The organism is Vibrio tritonius, assembly GCF_001547935.1.
Classification (GTDB): Bacteria; Pseudomonadota; Gammaproteobacteria; order Enterobacterales; family Vibrionaceae; genus Vibrio; species Vibrio tritonius.
Map to the genome: position 1 here is coordinate 3,302,998 of NZ_AP014635.1, position 26,443 is coordinate 3,329,440.

The following is a 26,443-nucleotide window of genomic DNA, read 5'->3' on the forward strand; positions in this document are numbered from 1 at the left end:
AATTGAGATGCCTTGTTCTTTAGATTGCTAAATTCAATACAAAAATGAGATCAATAAACCCACTGCTATCGCCATGCCCACATAATTGTTATTGAGGAAAGCGGTGAAACAGAGTTCTCTGTTACGATGACGAATCAAGTGTTGCTGATAGACAAATAAGCCTCCAGCCACCAATAGAATCCAGTAATAGATAACCCCCAATTGCAACTCCCTACCGAGCATAATCAGCATCACTAAAGTGATCAATTGCAGCACCCCAATAATCAGTTTGTCGAATCGACCAAACAGAATCGCGGTTGATTTGATACCTATTTTCAAATCATCATCTCGGTCCACCATTGCGTACTGTGTGTCATAAGCAATCGTCCAAAGTACATTAATAGCAAACACAAACCATGCAAGCGTAGGCAGTTCACCAGATTGTGCAGCAAATGCCATCGGGATTGACCAACTAAACGCAAGACCCAAAAACAGTTGAGGTAAGTTAGTGTAACGCTTCATAAAAGGATAAATAAACGCAAGAACAATACCAAAAAACGACAACTGAATCGTTAGTGAGTTCATGGTTAGAACGAGAAGAAAAGAGAGTAAAGAGAGCCCCAGAAATAGCGCTATCGCCTCTTTTGAACTGACCACTCCAGAAGGTAAAGGACGATTGCGAGTGCGCTTAACAAAACCATCCACTTTTCTATCGGCAAAATCATTAATCACACACCCAGCAGAGCGCATTGAAAAAACACCAATAATAAATACCACCAATACTTTCCAATCTGGAATTCCTTTTGCCGCCAGAATCAAAGCCCAGATTGTTGGCCACAATAACAACAAAGAACCTATTGGGCGATCCATACGCATTAACTGCCAATATGCGCGAGCCTTAACCAAGGACATCAGATTCTCTCCTTTGAATACACTGGGGATTTCGGCAAAAACAGTTCTGCCACCAACATAGGTTTATGATTCATCCATAACCGGGAGCGTCGAGCTAACAAACGGCCGTGTGGGGTCTTCACCCACCCAACTTGTAGCGCGTCACGATAGACATTATCAGCACTGAAAACAGTAAGTCCAAGTGGCCTATCACCTTGCTTAGAGAGATCATGCTGTGGATCACGAATTGTGCTTTCGGGAATCAAAGTTCGCCCGATCACCCAAGGTGTATTATCGCCTTGCAAAACCACCTCCCTTAACCAACAATTTTCTGGTAACAACAGTGATTGTTCATCATCCGATAAACAATCTTGTGCAATAGGTTGATTATTTAACACATTCACTTTAAGTTGTTGGCAATGCTGAGCTAACAGGCGCGATAAAGAACCTTGTTCCAAGACAGTTTGCACGTGTATACCCTCCGGAAAAGAAAAACCTTTAGGTTCTTCCCAGAGTATCGAGCGTATTGCAGATAGATAGAGCGAAGTTGACTGATTCATACTAATATTTCTATATGACGGATAACCCGCCATATGGCAAAGTTCAATAGTGCCGAAGCACTGCTACACTTTGTCTATTTTAATGGATTAATAACCCTTATTGTAACAAGACTCGAGCCTTTCGAATATCGCCAACCGACTAAAGAAAAGACGACAATTATGTTAAAACGTTTGCTAACTGGAAGTTTACTCGCCATCACTCTGGTTGTTCCTTTTACCTCGATGGCAGAACAAGAATCATCGACCCCTAAGTTAGCCTACTTCACTTTAGAGCCTGATCTTACGACTAACTTTTATACCAAGGGCAAAAAGCTTGGCTATATCCAAGTAAGAATCGACATCATGGTCGCTAGTGATGCGGACCTCCCGATAGTAGAAAGGCATCAACCACTCATTCGAGATGCCGTAGTGGAGTTACTAGGCGAACAAAGTGAAGACAAAATTAAATCACTAGCGGGTCGTGAAGACTTACGTAAAACACTAGTGGAAAAACTCAATAATATTCTACTCCCAGAAACGGGTAGAAGAGTTATCGCCGATCTGCTGTTCACTAAATACATGTACCAATAAATCCAGTCTCCCCTCTAATACTCTTTTGCATTAGAGGGGGTCTTCATCCGCCATGCATCACCTAACCCAAGGACAATACCAGCGACTAAACCGGCTAAATGAGCGGTGTTGGCGATTGCCATAAATGGCTGAACAAACCCTAAAACTAACCAAATCAGCATAAAAACAATCACCGAGTTAGGTAAATTTAAGCCACGATTAGGCGCTTTCCAGTTCATCATCCAGATGTATCCTAGTAACGCATATACAACACCTGATAAACCACCAAAATTAGCACCATCAACCCAATACTGTGCGGCACCTGATACTGCGGCAGACACGACAAAAACTTTTGCAAGACTCAGGCTGCCAATCCGTTTTTCAATGTTCCCACCAAGATCCCACCACCAAAGTAAGTTAAATGCGATATGCATTACCGAAAAATGCAACAATGCATGACTCACCCAGCGCCACAATTGCCACTGTTGATCTTCATACGCGGGAAAATGAAGTTGCTGAAAAATAACTCGTCCCAAGCCAAACTGCTGCAAGAGAAAAATAGCAATTGCAACGATCATAATAAGCAAGGTAAGTGGCCCTGCTCGGTTTTTTATCATACCTATTAAACTAGGAGACCGATAAGAAAATTGGGGAGCTTGATCGTGAGTGATCGTCCACGACGCTTCCTGATATTTAGGATCATCAGGGTGATGCAAAAAATGCTGCAATTCGGAAACGACATCATCCTGAACGGTATCATCCATTAACCATAACGAAAACTGATCGGCTCCTTCAGAAAATAATTGAATCTTAATATCGCGCGTCGCCATATAGTCAATAAAGGCTTGCGCCATACGAGGATTATTTAGAGTGATCAGTTTTATCATAGTGACTACATGCTCTTTTCTACGGGTAAGTTTGCTCGGTGCCAAGCTTCAAACCCACCATCAACACTATAAACGTGCTCAAATCCTTGATTAACAAGATATTGAGCTGCGCCTTGGCTACTGTTTCCATGATAACACATGACCAAAACCGGTTGGTCAAACTCAATACCTTCCATGAAAGCATGTAATGTTTCATTGGTTAAGTGAAATGCTGTCTTAGCATGCGCAACTTGATAAGACTGAGGATCGCGAATATCGACAAGAACCGCACCATTACTCTCAATTAAGCTTTGTGCATTCTCTACATCAATATGTTTAAACTGGTCCATGAGCTGACTCTCAATATTAGAATTTTGATGGGACACATTGTAACCTATCCAATCATCAACAAGTACACTGGCATAGTAAGGTTATCCTCACTCTAAAACTTTAGTCTAAATTGTGGATAAATCTGTGGATTGCGTTGATAAGGTGTCTAATTGAATTTCGATCCACAACATCTTGTAATGATCCTTATTTTGTTGTGTGTAAAACAAAAAATATCCCCAAATAAAAATCACCGTTAACCCCTTTATTTACCCTGTTTGATGACAGTTCACAAATAATTTTGTCACAGACTTATCCACAGACTTAACGCGAATTTTTGATCTCATTTTGTGATCGGAAAATAAAAAAGGCTGAGATCAACGATCTCAGCCTTTTAAACATGTTGAGCTTGTCAGTAGAAACTAAAACTCACCAACAGCTTCTTTCAATTTCTTCATAGCGTTCTTTTCAAGCTGGCGAATACGCTCAGCGGAAACACCATAGGCATCAGCCAAATCTTGTAATGTTGCTTTTTGGTCGTCTAACCAACGTGAACGTACGATATGCTGACTACGTTCATCTAGAGTAGCAAGAGCAGCGGTTAAACGTTGTGTTGTATGATCTTCCCAGTTTTGTGCTTCGATATTGTCAGCAAGATCAGAATTCTTATCTTCTAAATACAACACTGGTGCCGTGTAAGACGAACTCTCATCATCATCAGCAGACATCTCAAACGTCGCGTCTTGAGCAGCTAATCGAGATTCCATCTCACGAACTTCCGAAGGTTCAACACCAAGTTCTTTTGCTACCGTTTCGACTTCACCATTATTGAACCAACCTAAACGTTTTTTCGATTTACGTAGGTTGAAGAACAATTTACGTTGAGCTTTAGTGGTCGCAATTTTCACAATACGCCAGTTACGCAAAACGTATTCGTGAATTTCAGCTTTAATCCAGTGCACAGCAAACGAAACTAGCCTTACCCCAACTTCAGGGTTAAACCGTTTTACTGCTTTCATAAGGCCGATGTTACCTTCCTGAACCAAATCTGCCATAGGTAAACCATAACCAGAGTAACCTCGAGCCACATGAACAACGAATCGAAGGTGAGAAAGGATTAAGCCTTTCGCTGCCTCAATATCACCTTTGTAATGTAACCGCTCTGCCAGCGACCGCTCTTCCTCTGCCGTTAGCATTGGGTAGCTATTCACTGAACGAATATAGCTATCTAAGCTATCTTGCGTTACTAGAGCCATTGGATACGTTGGGTTAGTCATTCAATTCCTCATCAATTTCTGATCTGGAGCTACTATAAACCAGTTATGCTGAACTCAAAATGAATAGAGTTCAAGCTCAATCGGTTATTATGCATAAACAATTATAATAAACAAGTCAACACTTGTTAACATATTGTCTGCACTTCCACTACTAAGACTCAAAATGCTTAAACTGGTTCAATCTCTTTTAAATGGCGATTCGCTGACACTTTTGCGGCGACACAGCCAATCAAAGTGCCTAACATTAATAGCAACAACGACTCGTCCCAACCCAATCCAAGTAAACGAAAATGGCTATCGTAGAGTCGGGCTAAATCTTCAACAGCACTATTCAAGAGTAATGTAATAATCGCTGTCATAAACCAAGCAACAATAGAACCTAAAAAGCCAAACCACATCCCTGAATAAACGTAAGGACGCAAGATAAAGCTATCTGTCGCTCCAATAAGCTTCATGGTTTGAATTTCATTTTTATTCGATTGGACATTAAATCTTAGGGTATTACCTACGATCAAAAACACCGATGCTAGCATTAGAACAGAAAGGCTAAGCACCAAAATGCTCGCAAGATTTCGAATCGCATCTAACCGTGATAGCCAATCTTCATCAAGTCTAACGTCGGTGACATTTTCCTGCTTTTGGATATCAGTCGCGATCGCTTTAATTTGTTGTTTCTGCTCCACCTTTGGAGTAATTAACAGCACCGCTGGCAATACATCTGCATCAAGCAAACTGATGGCTTGCTCGAAGCCAGCATTTGAACTGAGATCCTTAAGACCTTGTTCTGAAGAGATATACTCAACTTTAGCTACATCATCACGCCGCTCTAAATCATCTTTTAGCAGCATGATCCGCGCTTCAGGAGTACCTTCAGCTAAATAGACACTGATTTGCGAAGAACTTGCCACTTGATGAGAAACCGACGCGATATTTTTACTAATAAGATAAAAACAACTCGGCAACGTTAGGGCCATTGAAATCACAGCCAATGTCAGTAAATTGCCTAAAGGTCGCTGCCACAACTGATGAAACGACGCTTTCGCCTGTTTTATCTGAACTTTAAAGTAACCATCCGTTTTCATCCGCTTACCTGGATTAGACTTAGGTCCTTTTCTTGATTTCAACTTATTGGCCATAATCTTGCACCTCACTCAAAAAGCCTTGGTTTAACTCAAGGTGTCGATATTGAGGACGAGTGTTAACCAAATTAATGTTATGCGTAGCGAGGAGAATGGTGACTCCTGCACGATTGAATTCTTCAAATAACCGCAAAATACGATTAGATAATTCTGAGTCAAGGTTTCCGGTTGGCTCATCAGCCAATAGCAACGTGGGTCGGTTTACGACAGCACGAGCAATACCAACTCGTTGCTGCTCACCACCCGACAGCTGGCTAGGGAGGCAACGGGCTTTATCGAGTAAACCCGTTTTATCCAAGGCCGCAGAAACTCGTCGCTTAATCTCAGCTTCACTAGCTGATTCAATTCGCATAGGGAGAGCAACGTTTTCAAAAACCGTGCGATCCATAAGCAAGCGATGATCTTGAAAAACAATGCCAATATTTCGCCGTAAAAAAGGAATATCCCGGTTAGGAATACGAGTGATATCGTGATTATTGAAGCTAATTTTGCCATCGGTTGGACGTTCAATCGCACAGATCAGTTTTAACAACGTACTTTTCCCTGCACCAGAGTGTCCTCCTAAAAAGGCCATCTCTCCCCGGCGTAAGTGGAAATCTACTTTTTGCAGAGCTTGCCGCCCACCCCTATAGGCTTTACTCACTTGCTGAAATCTAATCACACATTATTCCTCATAGGCCCGCGTCAGGAATTCCTATTTAATTATTCGTCTCGGCTAAATAGCGCATCGATAAATTGCTGAGTTTCAAAAGGTCGTAGATCGTCTATCCCTTCACCGACACCAATGTAACGAATTGGAATCTGGAACTGATCTGCCAACGCAAAAATAACCCCGCCCTTAGCAGTACCATCCAATTTCGTCAGAGTAATCCCCGTGAGTGGTGCAGCTTCAGTAAATAACTTGGCTTGGCTAATCGCATTTTGACCAGTACCGGCATCTAACGTCAGCATGATCTCATGGGGAGCGCTATCGTCGATTTTCTTCATGACGCGCACAATCTTACGCAACTCTTCCATTAGGTTGCTCTTGTTTTGCAAACGACCTGCAGTATCAGCAATCACCACATCGTAACCACGTGCTTTTGCCGCTTCGATAGCATCGTAAATGACAGAGGCACTATCTGCACCTGTATGTTGCGCGATAACAGGAACGTTGTTACGTTGACCCCAAACTTGCAACTGTTCCACCGCAGCAGCGCGGAAAGTATCGCCTGCCGCTAACATCACTTTCTTACCATCCGCTTGGAACTGCTTAGCAAGCTTACCGATGGTGGTCGTTTTACCTACACCATTTACACCTACCATCAAAATGACATAAGGAGTTTTGGCTTGGTCGATAACCAGAGGCTGTTCAACCTTAGCAAGAATTTCAGCCATCTCTTCTTTAAGCAGGCCATATAAAGCTTCACCGTCACGCAACTCTTGGCGCGATGCTTTCTCTGTCAGGCTATTAATGATTTTGGTTGTGGTATCCATGCCCACGTCAGCAATCAATAACTGCTCTTCCAATTCTTCAAAGAGATCGTCATCAATTTTTTTACCTTTAAATAGGCCAAAGAAGCCAGCTCCAATATTGGCTTTGGTACGGCTCAAACTGCGTTTTAAGCGCGCAAAAAAGCTCTCCGTCGGCTTTTCTTGTTCTTTAAGTTGAACTTGAGGCTCTTCAATTTCTTCATTTTTCTCTAAAGATTCGTCACTTAACGCATCTCCAGATTCAGACAATGCTTCAGAAACCTCCGTTAATGGCTCCTCCGCAAGAGACTCCTCAATAGCTTGTGGTGCGTTTTCTTCTACTTCAGTCGACTGAGGTTGTTGCGATTCTTCATCACCAAAGCCGAGCCACGACAGTAAGCCACGCTTCTTTTTTTCGGTCATCAGGGAATATCCTAGATTTGCTTAACTAACTATGACTCTTTTCCTAGAGAATTATCCCCTAAAGAAAAGAAATAATGACAAAGCAGTGAAAACTTTTACGTTCACTTGGTACACTTTGCCATAATTTTTAATTCATTTGCCCATTACCAGCCAAATTACTGGCAGGGTGGCTATAGTAACACTTAATTAGCGGTCAAAAAATCTATGGCAAGACGTCCTCAACAAAAACCGGTAGCGAAAGCGGCAACAACCGGTCAAGTTAGAATAATCAGTGGGTTATGGCGAGGTCGAAAACTTCCCGTACACGATGCTCAAGGCCTACGTCCTACAACTGATCGAGTTAAAGAAACTTTATTTAATTGGTTAGCAATGGAAATACCAGCAGCGCGCTGTCTGGATGTTTTTGCAGGTTCTGGCGGTTTGGGATTTGAATCTGCTTCTCGCCAAGCAAAGCATGTCACAATGTTGGAAATGAACCCTCAAGCTTATCAGCAGCTAAAGAAAAATGTGGCAGCACTGAAAGCAGACAATATTGAGGTTCACAATACTGACGCATTACAATTTTTAGCGAAATCTGGCGAACCCTACGATATCGTATTTATTGACCCACCATTTCGCCAAGGATTATTAGACACCACCATTGAACATTTAGAAAAAAATGGTTGGCTAAGCGAAAATGCGTTTATCTATATTGAATGCGAAAAAGAACTGCCCTTACCAAACTTACCAAGTCATTGGGAATTACACCGTGAAAAAGTGGCAGGACAAGTGTGTTATCGACTGTTCGCAAGGAGCCAAGCATGAAAGCACTCATAGTCGCAGCCAAAATATGTATCGGATTAGTTTGGTTAGTGTTACTGCTAAATATCGCCATGCCCTTTCCTGGGAAAGCGGCAATTGCTTTGTATATCATGACCGTTTTTCTCTTCATGATGCACGGTCTACAAATGCTGATATTCATCGGCGCTTTTGGCGATAAGGTGACAACATCTCGCTGGGAAAAGTGGTCAATCTTATTGTTTGGCATCTTTGCTTTACTCGACATTCGTCGTAAACACATGATGTAAAAAAACCGCCGAATGGCGGTTTTTTAATGCAGCGATCATCAACTACATTCCCAGATAAGCTTTAACACCATCTAAAAACATCTGCGTGGAGATCATAACCAATAGTAACCCCATTAAACGTTCAACCGCTTTAAGTCCTCGTTCACCCAATATTTTATGGAAAAAGCGATAGAACATTAAAACCCCTGAAGTACCAACCCAAGCTAATAACACCGCCAACGAGAGCTCAAACATTCGCGTTGGATATTGACTCGATAACAGGAGTAATGCGGCAATAACAGAAGGACCGGCTATCATAGGAATCGCCATCGGTACAATAAAAGGTTCTTCCCCTGCCGCTAAACCAGTGATGCTACCAGCACTCGGAAATATCATTTTTATTGCGATAATAAATAAAATCACACCACCAGAAATGCTGAGAGTCTCTGGCTGAACATGTAAGAAACTTAGAATCGATTTCCCTGCAAAAAGGAACAACATCAAAATCACCAAAGCTGCCAGCAGTTCCCTAATGAGAATGGCGCGTTGGCGTTTTTTATCAAAGTGCTTAAGAATTGAAAGAACCACTGGCAAATTACCTAGTGGATCCATAATTAAAAACAGCATAGTTGCCGCTGATATAACTTCCATAATGCCTCAATACTGCATACAGTTTGACGCAGTATAGCAATGGAATATGAAGAATTCGATCTGGTCGCTTACGCTCAGTTAATGCTGGCAGATTTTCTCTTTATTAAGCGACCATATCCCCTCTTCAACTAGCACCTTGTTGTGCTCTTGAAGAAAGGTAAACAAGGCATCAACGGAAAGATTTTGTAATCGACAGGTATGAAACACCACGTCATCACCGAACTCTTGGCTAATCCATTCACGAAGCTGTGCTTCATTCATAGGATTTACATCCAGCTGATTCAATACCTTATGGGCATGTACATTTCTGGTCATCATATTTCCTCATCGAGAGACTCTTACTGAGTCCCGCCATCTAGTTGCTAAAGCCACTTACTTGTCTAACAACAAGTCGCCTGAGGGTAAATTACGTAAAATCGCAACAACTTACCTTGATGTAACTCAGTTAACGATGAGAACCGCTTGAACAACAAAGCACTGGGCCAAGAAATAAAATCCGGAAATAAGATATACCGCTCCTTTAATTTCTTGTCGTCGCTCATGAATCGCAACCGTAAGCCAAGAAATAATAAAAGCAATCGAACCTAAGAAACCAAATAAAGACGTTGTTGTGCCGATTTTTAACCAAGCTTCTCCAGCAGCCCAAGCCATTTGCAACAGAACAAGTCCCATGACCATCACTGGAAAGATAAGCTTATCAAGCTGAGGGAGTAATAGAAAAAACGCCACAATACCGGTAGCGATCAACAATGCAGGCATCCACCAAACAATCGTACCGGAGAGCTGTAACCAAAATGCTTTGCTCACCATTAATTGAGCGACCAAAAATGAACAGAAACTGACTTTTGAATAAGGACGAAAACAGTGCAGCCAATCAGCCACAATTGACACTATCAAACTAGCAAATATCCATTGCCCAGACGCAGAGACGGTAGAAGAGTGTGTTATTAATAACAAACACAGCAATCCCAACGCAACAACCTTAAATATAAGACTTTGTTTTTTATCATTTTTTTTAAATGAGTAGATACTTACATATCCAGCTAATGCAACAGAAATCCAGCTCCACATGCCCATTGCCTCTTCACTTCGATGTCGCCAGTGTAGAGATGCAACCGCGTAAGTCCAGCAAAGAAGAGAAAAACTTCGATCTCAGTAGCTAAGCTTTCCGCCCTTACCTATCGCACTTTATCCATAAGAATGGCTTACCACTTAGTAAACATACACAAAAAGCAATCAGAACAAGAAAAAATAGCGAAAAACGAATAAATATTAATTTATAATGTTAATCTTTGCCTTTTAAGCGCCAAAAACAAAATAAAAAAAGAAAACAATTTAATAAAAAACCAACTTAAAACAATAAGTTAAACAAAATAATAATCAAGCAAACGTTTACTTGGATGCACATATAAAAAATAAAGACTAAAAAGATAAAAAAACAACATAACTGCACAAACCCAACATATAGATGATAATTAATATCATTTGTTGAGATTGTAACCTCAAAAAGTCATCATTTTCTACATTACCAACCTAGTTAGGGAAGCAAGCTTTAAAAAGGCAATCATTAAGATTAAAACAATAATTAAGCAATATATTTTATTATTTAAAATCATAAAGTTAAAAACAAAAACCATTCCTAAAAAAGAAAGTGAACAAATTAAGAACAGAGCAAAAATAGCAGTAAACTTGTCGCATGAGTCGCATTTTTAGCATGTTACTGTAGTTATTTTTACCTAATTTTTACCTGATGACTTGATCAAATGAATAAAGTAATGCTATTCTTCTATTCATATTATGAACAGTAAAAAGGAGCGGTGTTATGATTTCTTCATCTCAAAAACAGGGATTAGTCATGATTGCAGTGATCATTGGCCTAATGACACTGCCAATGATGTACTGATCATCTGTTTTCAAAATAAAAAGGACGCTGAGCGTCCTTTTTTATTTCCTGTTCATTATTGCGTTTTTTAAATCAAATGCATGACTTACCAACGAACATGCTGGTTCAATATATCCCAATGCAAGTAATAGAAAGCTAAAGCAATCAACGTCATAATCGTCATCAAAGAAACCGCAATGCGCCAAACAAACCGCCCACTTCTCGGTGTTAATTCTTTTTCACATTCCTTATAAGCCACGAGAAACCGATCTGGACTCGTCAAATGAAAATCCTGATTCTCATCCAGCTCTCTCTCCACTTGTGCGATGAGATGAAGTTGGTTACTAATTCGATTAGGTAAACGCTCCTGACAACTATCAACTAGCTGCTCTAACCCTTCCCCTTGAGCGTGATATTGCTTACGCAACAAGGTCTCAAGCTTATGTATTCGTCGAACGATGTGTTCAATATCAGACATATATCCTCCTCTCGACCCCACCTATATACGCATTAAGCCGCGTAAAAGTATCAGAAAGAGAGTTCCATTCTCTCTATTCGAAGTGTAGATAAGATTTTAGAAGTTGGGATGTGACATAAGACCCAAAGATGAAGTGTATTTAAAATATGAACAAAAGAAGCCGACCTATGAACGATCGGCTTATGTTCTTTATGGCAATAGCCAGCGTGTTTTGCTCGAGCGGGAAAAGAGCCAACTCACCGCTAATGCACCTGCACCACTTAGTAGAATCCACAGAGGAATCACCCACGCTGGGTGACCTTGGTGCCAACCATAAGCCTTCATTGGCCACAGAAAGATCGGATGCAGCAGATAAATACCCAAACTGTGCTGACTGATGAAACTCACCCACCGCTGAGCGCCCTCAGATAACTTAGGTGCAAGAGCACGCCCCACCATGAAGATCATACTTGCCGCAAGCACAACATTAAGTGTTTTATAAGATAGCCATCGCCCAACAGAATAGTGCCCTTTCACGGCACTCAAATCGACAACACTATGAATGGTCAGATAAATCGAAGCACAACCCAATAGAATCGAAATAGCAACAGTGAAGCGAGTAATCGTGACCTTTTTGAACAACAGGTATCCCAAAGGTAAATAACCTGTATAAAGCCAGATTTGTGAACTCCATGGACCATCAATATGCAGTAAGAACAGAGTCGTTGTCAGCAGCCATAGACCAACAAAGAGTGACCATACTTTTTGTTCTTGATTCTCATCCATTTTATTATTGAGCCATTGCAAGAATGGGATAACGAAATAGAGCGGGATAAAGTAATAGAAGAAACCTAAGTGATAATAGGTAGCATGATGAGGACTATTGCTTAACGTTTCCATTGCAGTGTCTTGATGAAAGCCTTGAGCATCCAAGCCAGATAACAAAGCGTAGAACAGTGACCAGACAATAAATGGCACAACCACTTTTCCCAGCCGACGCTGAACATAATGACCGAATTCAAACGGCCGACGATCGCTCAGTAACAATGCACCAGAAATAAGAATAAAAACGGGAACCGCCCAACGAGTTGCACCGTTTACCGAGACAGCAGTTAACCAATGACTGTCTGGAATAACGCCCATTTGGTCTCGATAAGGCGCAAGTACATGAATTGCGATAACAGCCACTGCCGCCACACAACGCAACAAATCAAAAAACAGCACGCGGCTTTCTTTTTCCATTCTCATATCTCTAATACTCATCATGCCACTACTATAGTGTCCACCCTAGTTTGCTGTGTAAGACGGACGTCAGTGGCAAGTTAACAATCCTTGTTCATAGTTACAGCCTATCAGATTAATAAATAAACTCTATTTTTCTTTCTCCATGTGTCGCCGTATTCTGAATCTAACGAAAACATTCCCCATCATATTATTTAGTGAGGTGAGCATATGAACATGAACTTAATCGGTTTAGATAAACAACAGAGTCAGCAACTAGCACAATCACTGAATCACCTATTGGCGAACTACCAAGTGTTTTATATGAACACACGGGGCTATCATTGGAATATCAAAGGCAAAGAATTCTTCGAGTTGCACGCTAAGTTTGAAGAGATCTACACCGATCTTCAGACAAAAATAGATGAGATAGCAGAACGTATCTTAACCATCGGAGCTCAGCCCCTACATAGCTTTAGCAGCTATTTAGAAAGCGCTGAAATTCAAGAGCATACCAATGTCACCGATGGGCAAAACACAATGCAAGGGTTAGTCGAGGGATTTAGTCATCTAATTAGCCACCAGCGTAAAGTGTTAGAACTGGCCACTGAAGCTGATGATGAAGGGACAGCTTCGCAAATGAGCGATTACATTCGCGAGCAAGAAAAACTCATTTGGATGTTGAACGCTTGGCTGCAATGATATACCCAAATGATCTTCCAAAGACAACAAAAGCCCAGAGATGGGCTTTTGTTTTTTGTATTAATACACTAAATGAGACGATGTATGTCTTGGCTCCAACGTAATGCTTCGGTTAGTTCATAAGTGACCGTATCGACTTTCACCCCCATGCGCATGCACAAAGTCGACAACTGCTGCCAATCACCTTGCTCATAACATTCTTCAATATCAAGCAATGCCCCGATTTTACCAGAGCGGTTAATCAGCGAATCCTTAATATCTTCAGTTAATGGTAATTCAGTAATCAGTTCATCTAGAGGAGCATCAAGTAATGCATCCAACACCGAGAACAAACCAATCAAAAAAGCATGATCTTGGTGCTGTTGGAAAGGTCGATAACGTGACATCAAGTAGCAAAATTGCGCACGTTGCAAAGCCAAACTATACAGCTCTTTCGGCTTATGAATCGAAATATAGGAAGCCACAGCAAGCGACACGAAAATACGTAACCTATCCTGCCCTAAATACACTAATGCTTGTCTAAAAGAGGAAATCGGCACAGCAAGCCGATCGGACATTGAATTCACAAATCGCAGCAGCTTATAAGACAAAGCGACATCTTGAGAGACAATCTCTTCAATACGTTTGAAATTTACGTCATCACGACACACTTCTTTGAAAAGACGCATCGTAATCACCTGCTCGGGGCTGATATCTCGTTGCGATATCATCTCCGGCTTACTAAAGAAGTACCCTTGGAAGAATTTAAATCCTGCGCTTCTAGCCTGTTCAAATTCTTCTTTGGTTTCAACTCGCTCCGCTAGGAATTTACGCTTACTGCCGTTCGCAAGACGCTTACGCACAAATTCGCAAGCTTTATCCATCCCCATTAAGCGTATGTCCAATTTTACAATGTGGACAAAAGGAAGAAACCGCTCCCACTCAGCAGAATAAATAAAGTCGTCTAGAGCAAGCAAATACCCTTTTAGGTACAACTCTCGCATTGCCTCCCAAAGTTCATCTGTGGGTTTGCATGTTTCTAAAACTTCAATAACGACCTGATCTTTGGGAAGTGTAAGAGGAAGGCGGCGAATCAAACTATTGTAAGGGAAATTAATAAAACAGCGGGAACGACCAATCGCAGGGTTACGGCCTATCGAGAGAAAATTCTCTGCTATCAGTCGGTAGGTTGCTCTATCTGAGTCAACATGTTCTGGAAAAGCATTTGTTTCACCATCCCGAAAAAGAAGCTCATACCCTAAAGTATGCCTCTTGGCATTCAATATTGGTTGGCGTGCAACATACGTTGTATACATGTAACCTCAAATAACTTTGATGAATGTTCGCGGAAAACAAAACGGAGACGAAAAGACAATGTTGGACAACTATTGACTAAGCCCTATAGTAACGGTTGAAGCTCATACCTCCAAGGGGGTAACAAGAAACTTTTACATAATTTGAGACAGATTAATATTTACTCGGCATGAAAAGTGTTTTCGAATTGACATGTCAATTGCATTTATCTTCCAGTTGCTTATGCTTGAACCCTCAGCGGTATTTATTTAGGTTCAGCTATGTCCACTACCCAAACACTCTATTCATTCACTCAAGAAGACCAATTTTTAGCTCGTATGAATAGCGAGGTAGCGGATCTTTGGCAACAAAGAAATGAGGGGTTCTACCGCGCCTTCGACAAAAAGAAAGTCTACTGGTGTAGCCTTACTAACCCAAATCATACTAAAGCAATTGTGATGGTAAACGGCCGAATTGAATCCACTTGGAAATACCAAGAGTTATTCTTCGACCTCTACCAAAATGGCTATGATATTTATTCCTTTGATCATCGTGGTCAAGGCCTCTCACAGCGTTTAATTGATAACATTGAAATGGGCCATGTTGGTGAGTTCAATGATTACATCACAGATTTAATAGCACTATTGGAACTGTTTGATTTAGAGAAATATCAACAACGTTTTTTACTTGGTCACTCCATGGGGGGCGCTATTGCAACCCGTTATGTGCAAATGACCCCTCAGCATCCATTCCACGCATTAGCCGTTACCGCACCAATGTTTGGCGTGAACATGCCTTGGCAATTAAGACCGATAGCCATACCACTCACTCAAGTTATGACGGCAACGTCTTCCACTCCCAAATACGCACCGGGATTTGCAGGATATTACGCTAAGCCTTTTGACATCAACCCACTGACCCATAGTGAAGTTCGCTATCAGTGGTTCAGAAAGCTATATGAAGAACGTCCTGAGTTGAAATTAGGCGGCCCTAGTACCCGCTGGGTATGGCAAGGTTTAATGGCTGCCAAGCAGTGCTTACAACTGACAAGGCAGGTCAAATTACCGACACTTGTTGTACAAGCCGAAGCCGATACGATTGTTGACAACAAAGCTCAGACTCGGTTCATCACCAAACTAGCGAAAACTAACACTCAATGCCACATTGAATTGATTCATGGTGCAAAACACGAACTGATGTTCGAAAGCGATCAATATCGCAATCAAGTACTCACTAGCATTCTCGATTTTTTCCAACAGGTAACCAGCAAATAATAGAGGAAATGGAGTCTCATTGATTTTGCCCTCTTTTCTTGATGGATTTTGCAGTACACTGTTGCGTGTCTTCATCTGCCGTTAGCAATGACATTAACCAAGAGGGTTATATGACCACTGAAAGTAAACCGACACCGTACAAAATTGTTGCCTCTGATCTCGACGGCACCTTACTCGCACCAAATCACCAACTAAGCTCTCAAACAAAACGTACACTCAAAACCCTCCACGATAAAGGCTTTACTTTTGTTTTTGCAACCGGTCGCCACCACGTGGACGTGGCAGGAATTCGTGAGATTGCAGGTATTCCTGCTTACATGATTACAGCGAATGGCGCTCGCGTGCACAATCAGCAAGATGAATTGATGTTTAGCAAGGATGTACCTGAAGAACTAGTACAAGAGATCGTTGATGTTCTGAAAGATGACCCAACCATCTTTGTTCATATCTATCGCCATAACGAATGGTATTTAAGTGGTGAAGACACCGAATCAGCTAAATATCATAACCAATCAGGTTTTACCTTTACCTCTTTCAACACCAACCAAGCGCCAAAAGATGGTGTGGCAAAAGTATTTTTCACTAGCCGTTTTCAAGACCACGAACACTTAGCCGAGTACGAAACAAAATTACGTGAACGTTTCCAAGATAAATTAAGTATCGCATTCTCGTCACCATGGTGTTTAGAAGTAATGGGACCTGATGTATCAAAAGGCGATGCATTGAAAGCAGTCGCTGAATCAATGGGATTAAGTTTAGAAAACTGCATTGCTTTTGGCGATGGCATGAACGACCAAGAAATGCTAACCATGGCGGGCAAAGGACTGGTGATGGGAACAGCTCATCCCAAAGTTCTGCAAGTCTTACCGACCATTGAACGTATTGGTAGCAGTGCAGATGATGCTGTGGCTCACTATTTGGAAAACAACCTTCTCTAAATTCAATAACAGGGGACACACCTCTTGTTCCCTGTTATTAACATCACTGTAGCAGCGCACTTATCCCGCCTATTCTCTGTCCGGTGTTTGTCAATAGAAACACCAGCCCGTTGTCGACTTATTAAGCTATGTCATAATAGCAATACTACCGATTGCGATGAGGAAAGAGATAACATGAAATTGTTGAAGACTGCAGCCTTAGGGTTGGGCTGTATCACATTGGCCGCTTGTACTTCTGTGTCTCAAACTCCAAAACAATCCGAAGTTGCCAGCTTAAATAACCCCGAATCCATTAAGCCACAATTATTCATGCTACGTGGCGATATCACTATTGGCACTCAAACTCAAACACTAACGCCATGTGGTAGTCAGCAGCAATTTGAGTTACAGATTCCCGCAGAAATAAGAACCTCCGCAGAACAAATAGCGACAGCACCTTATGAGCCCATGTATGGCGAAGTGATGGGGTATCTCGTAGCCCCTAGCCAAACAGGTTACAACGGGGATTACGCCGGTAAATTTATCGTTACCCAAATCAACACCCTTAATGGCAAAGAAAAAGACCGATGTCACCTCTATCCAATGCCAACTAGAGCGTTTGGCACTAAACCAACAGCATGGTCTGCACAGTTTACCGACCAAGGCGTAGTATTTGCTCCCTCTGTAGGGGCGCAACACACCTTAGCCATTAAAGGCGGTCAGCTCTCAGGCGCAAAGAGGGTCTATCAACTAAACGGTGGTAAAGTCACGCTGCAAGCAACCTCTTGCGTCAACAACACGGCTAGTGCACTCTATGGCTGGCAAGCAAACATGACTGTAGGTACTCAACAGTACCAAGGTTGCGCTGTACTGGGTAATACAGATACCAGCCAAAATTGGAGCGGCATTTATTACGCAACCTCAACGACTGACGCTGGTTTTAGTGTCAGTATGCAGCTTGGACAAGACCACACCGCGATTACTCGTTATAGCTATACCAATGGCGATCCAGATGTCATCGAAAAAGGGTTCTGGCAGCCCCTTAATACGGATCAAATTCAAGTGGTCATGACACGCCATCAGCAACAATACCTCGTGACTCAACGTATTTTTACTCGCAATGGAGAGCAACTTACCGCGACTCAAGAAAAGGTAGGTTCGACGATTTATCCTATTGCCTCTGGTGGATTAGTTTTATTTAAAGATTTTCACGAATCAGCCCCGCATCACCAGGCTAAACACCCCAATGGAAAACAGTTCAACTCAACAGATAAATATGACGAGCAAGTAGATCAAGCGGTACGTGGTTATTTAGCCCAACACCACCAGTCATCTGAAGGCAGTCACTATCGATGGTTAACGTATGATCTCAATGGTGATGATAATCCGGAATTATTAGTGCAAATGGATTGGTGCCATAGAGAGGACTGCACCCTGCTTATTTTCAAAAATGAGCAACACCAATGGCAATTTAATAGCCGCTTAAAATCCGTAACCCCATTCTACTTGGATACATTATCGACAAATGGTTGGCATGATCTCATTATTGCCAAGCAAAAACCAACGACTGCAGATAAACTGCACCGTTTACACTACGTCGATGGACACTATTCCGAGCTGGGAGAAAAAATGGACCAACGCCCAACACAAAACTCAACCGTACTCTTTGCTGATGGCATCTCGCCGGCACAACAAGGCGTAGCCCTGTAATGGCGTTGCCCTGCCCCCGCTGCGGTTTAGTGCATCAATGTATTTGCTCGCAGATCCCCAATTTGAGCGACAGTCATCTGTTGCTCTCATTACTTATGCACCCTGAAGAAATAAAGCGCGATACCAACACAGGCCGTTGGCTTAAGGAAGCATTACCAAATTGTGAAACGTATATTTGGCAAAGAACACAGGCCAATCAAGACCTATTAGATCGTATCAATCAAAAGAATAGAACGTCGTTTCTTGTGTTCCCTGCTGAGGACAGCCTAACCGATACTCAAGCAATTGAACAATGTGAAGCACAGGGGACAACACCTCACTTTATTATTCTTGATGGGACATGGCAGGAAGCGCGCAAGATGCGCCGTAAAAGTGCATGGCTAGATAAGTTGCCGACCGTCACTTTATCCACCTCGAATATAACATCTCAATACCAACTACGTCGTAACCAAGAAAGCGGACACCTATGTACCTTAGAGGTGGCTAACGTTCTACTGTCGTCTCTGGGTGAGCAAACCCTTGCCAATCAATTGGAACAGTTCTTTCTCAACTACATGAAGGTATATCAAGCCGACAAAAGTGGTCATATTTGGCAAAAGAAGCAATAGAACAGAAACCCCGATCATCAAATAAGACGAGCCGGCTCGGCAAGATAAAACCCTTGTAGGTAATCGACGCCAATATCTTCACAGATTTGACACACCTGTTGATTATGCACAAATTCAGCCACAGTTTTTGCATCCAAAACATGACATAATTTCACCAACTGCTCCGTAATCTTGCGCTGCTTATCATCTGTATCTAGCTGTTTAATCAAACTACCATCAAGTTTAATAATTTGAGGCTCTAGCTTAACGATTTCATCGATATTGGAATAACCCGAACCAAAATCATCAACAATAATCTTAGCCCCGAGCCCTCGAAAATGGTTACACACTTCAGCCATGCGCCCATAATCCTTAATCTGTTCCGACTCCAGCACCTCTAAACCAATGCGAGATGGGTTATTTAACCGCTTAATCATCTCCTCAATGAGCACTAACGTACTATCACTGATTAAGTCTTGTGGTGACAGGTTAATAGAAAAGGAGTCGTCTCGATCTTGCATATACTCGCCAATACGAGTAATCAATTGATGACTTAAACGCGTGTAAAGGTGGGTTCCAGCAATAACCGGGAGAAAACGCCCTGGAAGAATAACCTTTCCTTTATCTTCCAAGCGCACAAGACATTCTTGTGAAATTTGCTCTCGAGTATGCGCTGCGAAAATCGGTTGGCTATACACCAGAACATTATTGTCCATTACCGCTCTACTCACGCAAGAAAGCCACTTTAGCTGCTCTTTGCGTACTCTATCTTGTCCGAGTAGCGTCTTAGCATTACAAAAATGTTCGTTATTCTTATAAGCATAACGTCGCGCTTCGATCGAACGTAACAGTAACTCGTCCCCCTCTTGCGTAGGAAAGTCACGCCGACTAACTAACCCCGCGCACATAGAAACTGATAGATAATCAAGCTCAGGCAAACCATAAGGTTCAAAATTGACGTGCTCTAGCTCATCAACAAATTCACCAAATAATTTATGAATTTTACGCTCTTTAAAATTGGATGAAAAAATAGCGGCCCACTCTCCGACCCCAATAGCGTAAAGGTGACAATTAGCGCTAATGTGCTGATTAATATGCAGTTGAAAATGAACGCTCAAGTCAACCAAAAGCTTATCTCCAACTTTATAACCATACTTTTCATTAATTTGGCTAAAGTTGGTGACTTTTATCGTCAGCAGGTGCTCATCTAACTGAATACTGTGGAGGTGCTCCTGTAATACCGATCGATTTGGCAAGCCTGTGCGCGCATCAATACGATAACTTGCAGTAAGTAACGAGGCTTGGCGTTGCACCTTCTGCTCAAGATTACGATTCAGTAAATCCACATCATCAAAAGCATTACGAATTAAACTAAACAATGGTGCGGTAACGCCTTTGTTTGCAACATAACGAGCCGGCTCTTGCTGCACCTCAAACTCACCTTCTCGAATCGCAACATAACTCATACTATGGTGCATGACACGTTGCTTACTGCCGTCATGCCAAAACTCCCCCATACAGTAACAGCCACAAATATCACTTACCTCCTGCAAAGGAAGAAGCTCCTGATTGTGTTCCATGAACTGTAAACGGGTAACACAGTTGTAGACAAAAATTTTATCCGGCTTTTGCTCTCGTAAATAATGCGCCCCACTGCGCACCTGCTCGAGCGTCAAAGAGGGGTGATCGAAACAAAAACGAACTTCATCACCAATCATTAGCGGAGCATTAAACTCGATGGCACCATCGATAAACCGTTGCGGGATATAGACCTCTTGGTCTTCTTTCCCTTCTTTTACCAAAGGAAAACTCTTCACCAACTGGCAATCGAGGCTTTCACCATGACTTAAATAATGGCGATACACATCGTCAATCGGTTTATTATCCAATCCATATACGTAAGAGTTATTCGCTTTGGTTACTCTAAAAGCGCGGCCAATAGGATTCCACTGCTTATATCCTCCCACACGACATAGCAATTGCTCAGCATGCACTGCGACAGCCACCATCGCATTTTCATAGCATTGCTTACCACAAATTACCCATTGCCCCTGATCCGTCGGTACGGAAGTGCCGCCGGAAATCGGAACTGAATGAGGGTGCTGATCGAAAACAGAGAAACGTTCACTTCCCCCCACATTCATTCGGTCTGCAAAACAGAAAATCAATTGGCTTGAGGAAGATAAATCTAAATGATTCATCATTTGATAGCCGTCATCTACCTCGTCATTACCATATTCAACAAGGGCACTGGTTAACTTGGCATTATCAAACTGACTGATGGCAACTAAGGTCTGATTATCAAAAATATCGCCATGACGAATCACTTGCGTCGTACTCATTCCAATCAAATGAGCCTGAGGAATGGCACTTAACAGCAATTCGGCTATTTCTTGAACCTGAGAGCGGGATTGAGCAGAAAAAAGCTGAATAAGAACCTGCCCAGATGGAATATCTGGATAATTCGCTAAGATATTTTTCAACTCTTTATGAGCTGAGTCTGGCTGTAAAACAAATGAGGAGGTGTACATCCTGTTCAAAGACCCCAGCAATGCAGTAATTCATATCAACATTGCTCATTAGTATAGTTAACTCATTACATTATGGTTTTAATAAGTTTATCAATTGTCCCAAGTGATGGACTTCAACGTGCGGTAGCGTATGTAATCGATTGCTTTGCATAGCAGTAATGCCTCGGTCATTAAACCAACAAGCTTGGAACCCATTATTGATTGCACCGAACACATCCGTAACAGGATGATCTCCAACGTGCAAAATAGAACAAGGTGGTAAACCTAAATAAAGTGACGCTTTATTGAATAAATCCGCATCTGGTTTTGAGCGACCATCTGGGCCTGCACAAAATACCTGCTGAAAATAGTGTTTAAGACCGATTTTCTCGGCGTTCACGTTGCCATTCGTTATAGCAACTAACGGGATCTTTTGGGACAAAAGAGATAGCACACGATGCGTTTCTTGTGGGACGTCGACCAAATTACGCAAGTAATTCACTTCAACCATAGCATCGCTCGCTGCCGCATCAGCTGCAGATTCACTATACCCAAAATCAATAAGCCCTTGTTTGATCTGAGTAAAACGCCACAAAGAAACATCATGACGTAAATCACCATTTTGGTACAGCAGCTTCATCTTTAATTCATACCACTGCCGTGCATCATACTTCGCAGTGACCGGATGGTTCTTATGTAACCAAAGCGTAATTTGTTCATCTAAATGCCGAATGACCGGACGGTTATCGTAAAGCGTGTCATCTAAATCAAATGTCATCGCTTGAATCGGTAACAGGTTTCGGTATACCAGCATTAGGACTCCTTAGGTTTTTTGTGGGCACGCGGATGAGCTTGGTCGTAGGCTTGTGCTAAATGTTGAAAATCGAGGTGAGTATAAATCTGCGTCGTAGAGATATTTTCATGCCCCAATAACTCTTGCACGGCACGCAAGTTATTGCTCGATTCAAGCATGTGGGTCGCAAACGAATGGCGCAATTTATGTGGGCTAATATGGCTGGCTACCGCTTGTTTTTGCCCCCACTCCGACATGCGCTTTTGCACATTGCGATGCGAGATTCTTGCGCCCAATTTCGAGACAAACAGAGCTGGTTCATCATTCTTAGCAAAATCAGAGCGAAACTTCATCCACTTGGCAACCCACTCTTTGGCTTGCCCAGAAAAAGGGGCAACACGTTCTTTATCACCTTTACCAATGACACGGATCTCTTCAGCGCCAAAATTCACATCACGAACATCAATGGCGACCAGTTCGGCCAAACGCAATCCAGCACCATACATCAGCTCCATCATGGCTCGGTCACGAATAGCAAGAGGATCATTATCATCCACTTCCAGTAGCTGGGAGATTTCATCGACATCAAGATTTTTCGGTAAAGGACGTTTCTTACGTGGCGCAGAAACACCTTTTGCAGGATTAGCGGATAATTCACCACGTAGAATCAAGAAATCAAAGAAACTACGCAACGATGAGAGGCGCGTTGCCAAACTACTGGCTTTCATCCCATCACGCATGCCTTTACTGGCTAATTGGCGAACCCATGCCGCATCCACCTGCTGCCACTGACGCAACCCCATTTGGCATAAATGCTCCCCCATTGTCTCTAATTGTTGCTTGTAGTTACGTTGAGTATGAAGGCTTAAACCTTTTTCGCTGCGCAGAAACTCATAAAAACGGTTTAGAGGAGCCTGTAAACTACTAGGCAGAGGGTTGACTGATTCGTTCTTCATCGGAGTTATGCCATGGTAAAGTGTCAATCACGTGTGATAAAACAAGCGCTAAATGACGTAAAAAGAGCGTATCCATACAGGGTTGGTAATGACCACCATCATCACTAGCAAAGGCAAGAATACCAAGCGGGTTTTGTTTTGCTAAGGGCAAGATCACATAAGAACCAAGCTCTGGAGCCCTGTCGTCATCGCCAAATAACAACTGACGGTCCGCTTTTCGTAAGCGTCCAAGATAAGTATCTTTCCCATTAAAGTGATTGATAGCAAAACGCTGCCAGTGCTCTCGGCTGATAGCGTAACGGCTATCAACAGGCTCCAATAAGCGGATAAATACCGTTAACCCCAACTGGCGAGCCATTTGTCGCACTGCCGCGAACACATCAACTAAAGAGTCACAGTGCAACACCTTATCCTGCAACTCCATAAACTCATGAAAAGTTTTATCATTACTTGCCGCCAAAGACATCAAGGTGGTGATCTCTTCTTCTAGCTCTTCAATTCTCTGTCTTTGTCTCGCCAACTGAATATGCACAAGAGACACAGACCCCATCTGTTGATGAGGTAGTGACAAACGATCGACTAGCTCCGGGCGCTCGACAAAAAAGTCAGGGTGATCACGTAAATAATCTTCAACAATTTGCGCCGTTAACGCATCTGCTTCAGGGTGTGACAAAACAGTTCCTCATTAACAAGAAAGTTGGCCATCGAATACATGGACAGCAGGTCCTGTCATAAAGAGAGGTTTACCTGGTCCTTTCCACTTAATGATAAGTGTACCACCGGGTAAATGCACTTTAACTTCTTCATTTAAAGCACCTTGCATGATGCCGCTAGCAACTGCTGCACACGCTCCGGTTCCACATGCCTGTGTTTCACCTGCGCCTCGCTCATAGACGCGCAAATTAATTTCATCACGACTAACGACTTCCATAAACCCAGCGTTCACTCGTTCAGGAAAACGTTCATGAGACTCAAGCAATGGACCAAGATGCTCAACATCTGCAGTCTTAACACTATCCACCACAGTGACGACGTGAGGATTACCCATGCTTACGGCGCCACAAAACAAGGTTTGCTCTGCGACACGCATGATATAGGTTTTTTCCATCTGTTTAGCACGAAAAGGAATCTTGCTCGGCTCAAACTCTGGAACCCCCATATTCACGGTTATCTGATCATCGTTTTCCACATCCAGCAAAATCTTACCTTTTTTGGTACTTACATTAATGCTGAACTTATTGGTTAACCCTTTCATACGCACAAACGTAGCAAAGCAGCGTGCTCCATTACCGCACTGTTCTACTTCACTGCCATCCGCGTTAAAAATACGATAATGAAAATCAGTTTCTGGATCGTAAGGGGCTTCGACTATCAATAATTGGTCAAAGCCCACACCAGTGTGTCGATTCGCCAAACGGCGAATCAACTCAGGAGAAAAAAATACGTTTTGAGTAATGCAGTCCACCACCATGAAATCATTACCCAAACCGTGCATTTTTGAAAAATGGAAATGCATCTACTACTCCGGCAAGATACTTTCTAAAGCCCAAAGGCTGGCAAGTTCCTCGCGCTGACGAACAACGTAAGATTTTTCGCCATCAACCATAATTTCTGCGGCACGAGTACGAGTATTGTAGTTTGATGCCATCACAAAACCATACGCACCAGCAGAACGAACCGCCAGTAAATCTCCAGCTTCTAACGCCAATGAACGATCTTTTCCAAGGAAATCCCCGGTTTCACAGATAGGCCCCACTAAATCGTAAGTTTGAGCCTCGCCTTCACGAGGAACGACAGGAACAATATCTTGCCACGCTTGGTATAGCACCGGACGAATCAAGTCATTCATCGCTGCATCGATAATAGCGAAGTTTTTGTGTTCAGTGTGTTTTAGAAACTCGACTTTGGTTAGCAAAATGCCTGCGTTAGCAGCAATGGCTCGGCCAGGTTCAAAAATCAGTTCAAGGTCTTGGTGATTACTCAAGCGTGAAAGTAGCGCTTTAGCATACTCTGAAGGCTGTGGAGGCAATTCATCACGATAGATAACGCCAAGGCCTCCACCCACATCAAGGTGCTTAATTTGGATACCTTGTTCAACAAGATTATCAATCAGGGCCAACAAACGGTCTGTTGCATCGATAAAAGGCTCAATCTCTGTTAATTGAGAACCGATGTGACAATCGATACCTTTAACTTCTAGATGAGGAAGCGTGCTTGCTAATTTGTACACTAGTGGTGCACGATCAAAAGCGATACCAAATTTATTATCACGTAACCCTGTCGAAATATAAGGGTGCGTTTTCGCATCGACATCTGGGTTGATACGCAGAGATACAGGTGCAATTACATCCATTTCAGATGCAACTTTATTCAATCGTTCCAGTTCTGGTTCTGACTCCACATTAAAGCATTTAATCTTTAATTCGAGAGCGCGTTTGATCTCAGCTTCCGTTTTACCGACGCCAGAAAAAACGATTTTCGCAGGATCACCGCCAGCGGCAATAACACGTTCAAGCTCACCACCAGATACGATATCGAATCCAGATCCCAAGCGAGCTAATGTATTCAAAACACCGATATTTGAGTTTGCTTTAACGGCATAACAAACCAAGTGAGGATGCTCACCAACCGATTTATCAAACGCATGCCAATGGCGCTCTAACGTTGCTCTCGAATATACGTAAAGTGGAGTGCCATACTGCTCAGCCAATTGAACCAGTGGAACATTCTCTGCCCAAAGTTGGCCATCATCCTGATAATTAAAGTAATCCAAGATTATTTCCTTTTTCGATTTGTATTGAATTTACTGTGTTTGCGAAGTTTGTGAATCCTGCTGAGTATCACTAGGCATATACAATGGTCCAGTTTGGCCGCAACCTACTAGAGTCAGCGCAGATAACAAAAACAGTGTGGTGATGGTCTTTTTCATTTTGCAATTCGTGATTATTTAATCAATGCCCCCTATAATCGCACCACAGTCAGGAAAAGCAATAGGATAGACA

At 42.4% G+C, this 26,443-nt stretch carries 29 protein-coding genes; 8 read left to right on the forward strand and 21 right to left on the reverse strand.

All coding sequences use genetic code 11. From position 1 onward, the window contains the following. Window positions 1–33: 33 nt before the first annotated feature. Both ubiA and JCM16456_RS14710 read right to left on the reverse strand, forming a co-directional pair. On the reverse strand, window positions 34–891 hold the full coding sequence (gene ubiA / locus JCM16456_RS14705; RefSeq protein ID WP_068715613.1) for a 4-hydroxybenzoate octaprenyltransferase: 858 nt from the start codon (window positions 889–891) through the stop codon (window positions 34–36). Further along, on the reverse strand, window positions 891–1,430 hold the full coding sequence (locus JCM16456_RS14710) for a chorismate lyase (RefSeq protein ID WP_068715615.1): 540 nt from the start codon (window positions 1,428–1,430) through the stop codon (window positions 891–893). Before JCM16456_RS14710 ends, ubiA begins: the two co-directional genes overlap by 1 nt. Before the next feature lie 159 nt (window positions 1,431–1,589). On the opposite strand from JCM16456_RS14710, the gene JCM16456_RS14715 reads away from it, so the two are divergent. Further along, a complete protein-coding gene (locus JCM16456_RS14715; protein ID WP_068716098.1) occupies window positions 1,590–2,000 on the forward strand; it encodes a flagellar basal body-associated protein FliL in 411 nt (136 codons plus the stop codon). A gap of 14 nt (window positions 2,001–2,014) precedes the next feature. On the opposite strand, the gene glpG is transcribed toward JCM16456_RS14715, so the two are convergent. From glpG to ftsY, 6 genes are all read right to left on the reverse strand, one after another. Then, window positions 2,015–2,866, reverse strand: a complete 852-nt coding sequence (gene glpG, locus JCM16456_RS14720) for a rhomboid family intramembrane serine protease GlpG (protein WP_068715617.1) — start codon at window positions 2,864–2,866, stop codon at window positions 2,015–2,017. Window positions 2,867–2,871: 5 nt separating this feature from the next. Continuing rightward, window positions 2,872–3,195 (reverse strand): thiosulfate sulfurtransferase GlpE, encoded by a 324-nt coding sequence (glpE, locus tag JCM16456_RS14725; RefSeq protein ID WP_068715619.1) that lies wholly within the window; start codon window positions 3,193–3,195, stop codon window positions 2,872–2,874. Between the two features lie 399 nt (window positions 3,196–3,594). Further along, entirely contained in the window at window positions 3,595–4,449 is an 855-nt protein-coding gene (gene rpoH / locus JCM16456_RS14730; RefSeq protein WP_068715621.1) for an RNA polymerase sigma factor RpoH, read from the reverse strand. 167 nt (window positions 4,450–4,616) lie between these two features. Beyond that, a complete protein-coding gene (gene ftsX / locus JCM16456_RS14735) occupies window positions 4,617–5,585 on the reverse strand; it encodes a permease-like cell division protein FtsX (RefSeq protein ID WP_068715623.1) in 969 nt (322 codons plus the stop codon). Continuing rightward, on the reverse strand, window positions 5,575–6,249 hold the full coding sequence (gene ftsE, locus JCM16456_RS14740; RefSeq protein ID WP_068715625.1) for a cell division ATP-binding protein FtsE: 675 nt from the start codon (window positions 6,247–6,249) through the stop codon (window positions 5,575–5,577). The genes ftsX and ftsE overlap by 11 nt, the downstream gene beginning before the upstream one ends. A 41-nt stretch (window positions 6,250–6,290) precedes the next feature. Next, window positions 6,291–7,463 carry a signal recognition particle-docking protein FtsY gene (ftsY, locus tag JCM16456_RS14745; RefSeq protein ID WP_068715627.1) on the reverse strand — a complete coding sequence of 391 codons (1,173 nt, stop codon included), beginning with the start codon at window positions 7,461–7,463 and terminating at the stop codon, window positions 6,291–6,293. A gap of 204 nt (window positions 7,464–7,667) precedes the next feature. Between ftsY and rsmD the strand changes: the two genes are divergently transcribed. Beyond that, window positions 7,668–8,267 (forward strand): 16S rRNA (guanine(966)-N(2))-methyltransferase RsmD, encoded by a 600-nt coding sequence (gene rsmD, locus JCM16456_RS14750; RefSeq protein WP_068715629.1) that lies wholly within the window; start codon window positions 7,668–7,670, stop codon window positions 8,265–8,267. Then, window positions 8,264–8,530: a DUF1145 domain-containing protein gene (locus JCM16456_RS14755; protein WP_068715632.1), complete on the forward strand. Its 267-nt coding sequence runs from the start codon at window positions 8,264–8,266 to the stop codon at window positions 8,528–8,530. The genes rsmD and JCM16456_RS14755 overlap by 4 nt, the downstream gene beginning before the upstream one ends. A gap of 42 nt (window positions 8,531–8,572) precedes the next feature. On the opposite strand, the gene JCM16456_RS14760 is transcribed toward JCM16456_RS14755, so the two are convergent. The 5 genes from JCM16456_RS14760 to JCM16456_RS14780 all read right to left on the reverse strand — a co-directional run bounded on the left by JCM16456_RS14760 (window position 8,573) and on the right by JCM16456_RS14780 (window position 12,741). After that, window positions 8,573–9,160, reverse strand: a complete 588-nt coding sequence (locus JCM16456_RS14760) for a YhgN family NAAT transporter (protein ID WP_068715634.1) — start codon at window positions 9,158–9,160, stop codon at window positions 8,573–8,575. Window positions 9,161–9,238: 78 nt separating this feature from the next. Further along, window positions 9,239–9,478 carry a YecH family metal-binding protein gene (locus JCM16456_RS14765; RefSeq protein WP_231894407.1) on the reverse strand — a complete coding sequence of 80 codons (240 nt, stop codon included), beginning with the start codon at window positions 9,476–9,478 and terminating at the stop codon, window positions 9,239–9,241. 123 nt (window positions 9,479–9,601) lie between these two features. Further along, window positions 9,602–10,237, reverse strand: coding sequence for a lysoplasmalogenase (locus tag JCM16456_RS14770; RefSeq protein WP_331710506.1), 636 nt, complete (start codon window positions 10,235–10,237; stop codon window positions 9,602–9,604). Between the two features lie 911 nt (window positions 10,238–11,148). Next, complete coding sequence (locus JCM16456_RS14775; protein ID WP_068715638.1) at window positions 11,149–11,520, reverse strand: hypothetical protein; 372 nt, start codon at window positions 11,518–11,520, stop codon at window positions 11,149–11,151. Window positions 11,521–11,709: 189 nt separating this feature from the next. Continuing rightward, the gene (locus JCM16456_RS14780; protein ID WP_068715640.1) at window positions 11,710–12,741 is read right to left on the reverse strand and encodes an acyltransferase; all 1,032 of its coding nucleotides are present in this window, start codon (window positions 12,739–12,741) and stop codon (window positions 11,710–11,712) included. Window positions 12,742–12,951: 210 nt separating this feature from the next. Here JCM16456_RS14780 and JCM16456_RS14785 point away from each other — a divergent pair, with 210 nt between their 5' ends. Beyond that, complete coding sequence (locus JCM16456_RS14785; protein ID WP_068715642.1) at window positions 12,952–13,422, forward strand: Dps family protein; 471 nt, start codon at window positions 12,952–12,954, stop codon at window positions 13,420–13,422. A gap of 68 nt (window positions 13,423–13,490) precedes the next feature. On the opposite strand, the gene JCM16456_RS14790 is transcribed toward JCM16456_RS14785, so the two are convergent. Next, window positions 13,491–14,717: an EAL and HDOD domain-containing protein gene (locus JCM16456_RS14790; protein ID WP_068715643.1), complete on the reverse strand. Its 1,227-nt coding sequence runs from the start codon at window positions 14,715–14,717 to the stop codon at window positions 13,491–13,493. Window positions 14,718–14,975: 258 nt separating this feature from the next. Between JCM16456_RS14790 and JCM16456_RS14795 the strand changes: the two genes are divergently transcribed. The 4 genes from JCM16456_RS14795 (at window position 14,976) to JCM16456_RS14810 (ending at window position 19,203) form a co-directional block, all read left to right on the forward strand. Next, a complete protein-coding gene (locus tag JCM16456_RS14795) occupies window positions 14,976–15,968 on the forward strand; it encodes an alpha/beta fold hydrolase (RefSeq protein ID WP_068715644.1) in 993 nt (330 codons plus the stop codon). A gap of 110 nt (window positions 15,969–16,078) precedes the next feature. Then, on the forward strand, window positions 16,079–16,906 hold the full coding sequence (locus JCM16456_RS14800) for a Cof-type HAD-IIB family hydrolase (protein ID WP_068716103.1): 828 nt from the start codon (window positions 16,079–16,081) through the stop codon (window positions 16,904–16,906). Window positions 16,907–17,080: 174 nt separating this feature from the next. Continuing rightward, window positions 17,081–18,595, forward strand: a complete 1,515-nt coding sequence (locus tag JCM16456_RS14805; protein WP_068715646.1) for a hypothetical protein — start codon at window positions 17,081–17,083, stop codon at window positions 18,593–18,595. Beyond that, entirely contained in the window at window positions 18,595–19,203 is a 609-nt protein-coding gene (locus JCM16456_RS14810) for a tRNA-uridine aminocarboxypropyltransferase (protein ID WP_068715648.1), read from the forward strand. Before JCM16456_RS14805 ends, JCM16456_RS14810 begins: the two co-directional genes overlap by 1 nt. A 17-nt stretch (window positions 19,204–19,220) precedes the next feature. Here JCM16456_RS14810 and JCM16456_RS14815 read toward each other — a convergent pair whose 3' ends face one another. From JCM16456_RS14815 to lptM, 7 genes are all read right to left on the reverse strand, one after another. Further along, a complete protein-coding gene (locus JCM16456_RS14815) occupies window positions 19,221–21,713 on the reverse strand; it encodes a bifunctional diguanylate cyclase/phosphodiesterase (RefSeq protein WP_068715650.1) in 2,493 nt (830 codons plus the stop codon). 70 nt (window positions 21,714–21,783) lie between these two features. Further along, window positions 21,784–22,506 carry a 5-amino-6-(5-phospho-D-ribitylamino)uracil phosphatase YigB gene (gene yigB / locus JCM16456_RS14820; protein ID WP_068715652.1) on the reverse strand — a complete coding sequence of 241 codons (723 nt, stop codon included), beginning with the start codon at window positions 22,504–22,506 and terminating at the stop codon, window positions 21,784–21,786. Then, a complete protein-coding gene (gene xerC / locus JCM16456_RS14825; RefSeq protein WP_068715654.1) occupies window positions 22,506–23,441 on the reverse strand; it encodes a tyrosine recombinase XerC in 936 nt (311 codons plus the stop codon). The genes yigB and xerC overlap by 1 nt, the downstream gene beginning before the upstream one ends. Then, window positions 23,410–24,114 carry a DUF484 family protein gene (locus JCM16456_RS14830; protein ID WP_068715656.1) on the reverse strand — a complete coding sequence of 235 codons (705 nt, stop codon included), beginning with the start codon at window positions 24,112–24,114 and terminating at the stop codon, window positions 23,410–23,412. Before JCM16456_RS14830 ends, xerC begins: the two co-directional genes overlap by 32 nt. A 12-nt stretch (window positions 24,115–24,126) precedes the next feature. Then, on the reverse strand, window positions 24,127–24,957 hold the full coding sequence (gene dapF, locus JCM16456_RS14835; protein ID WP_068715658.1) for a diaminopimelate epimerase: 831 nt from the start codon (window positions 24,955–24,957) through the stop codon (window positions 24,127–24,129). Between the two features lie 3 nt (window positions 24,958–24,960). Further along, complete coding sequence (gene lysA / locus JCM16456_RS14840) at window positions 24,961–26,214, reverse strand: diaminopimelate decarboxylase (RefSeq protein ID WP_068715660.1); 1,254 nt, start codon at window positions 26,212–26,214, stop codon at window positions 24,961–24,963. A gap of 30 nt (window positions 26,215–26,244) precedes the next feature. Continuing rightward, complete coding sequence (lptM, locus tag JCM16456_RS23335) at window positions 26,245–26,370, reverse strand: LPS translocon maturation chaperone LptM (protein WP_082712308.1); 126 nt, start codon at window positions 26,368–26,370, stop codon at window positions 26,245–26,247. Between the last annotated feature and the right edge of the window lie 73 nt (window positions 26,371–26,443).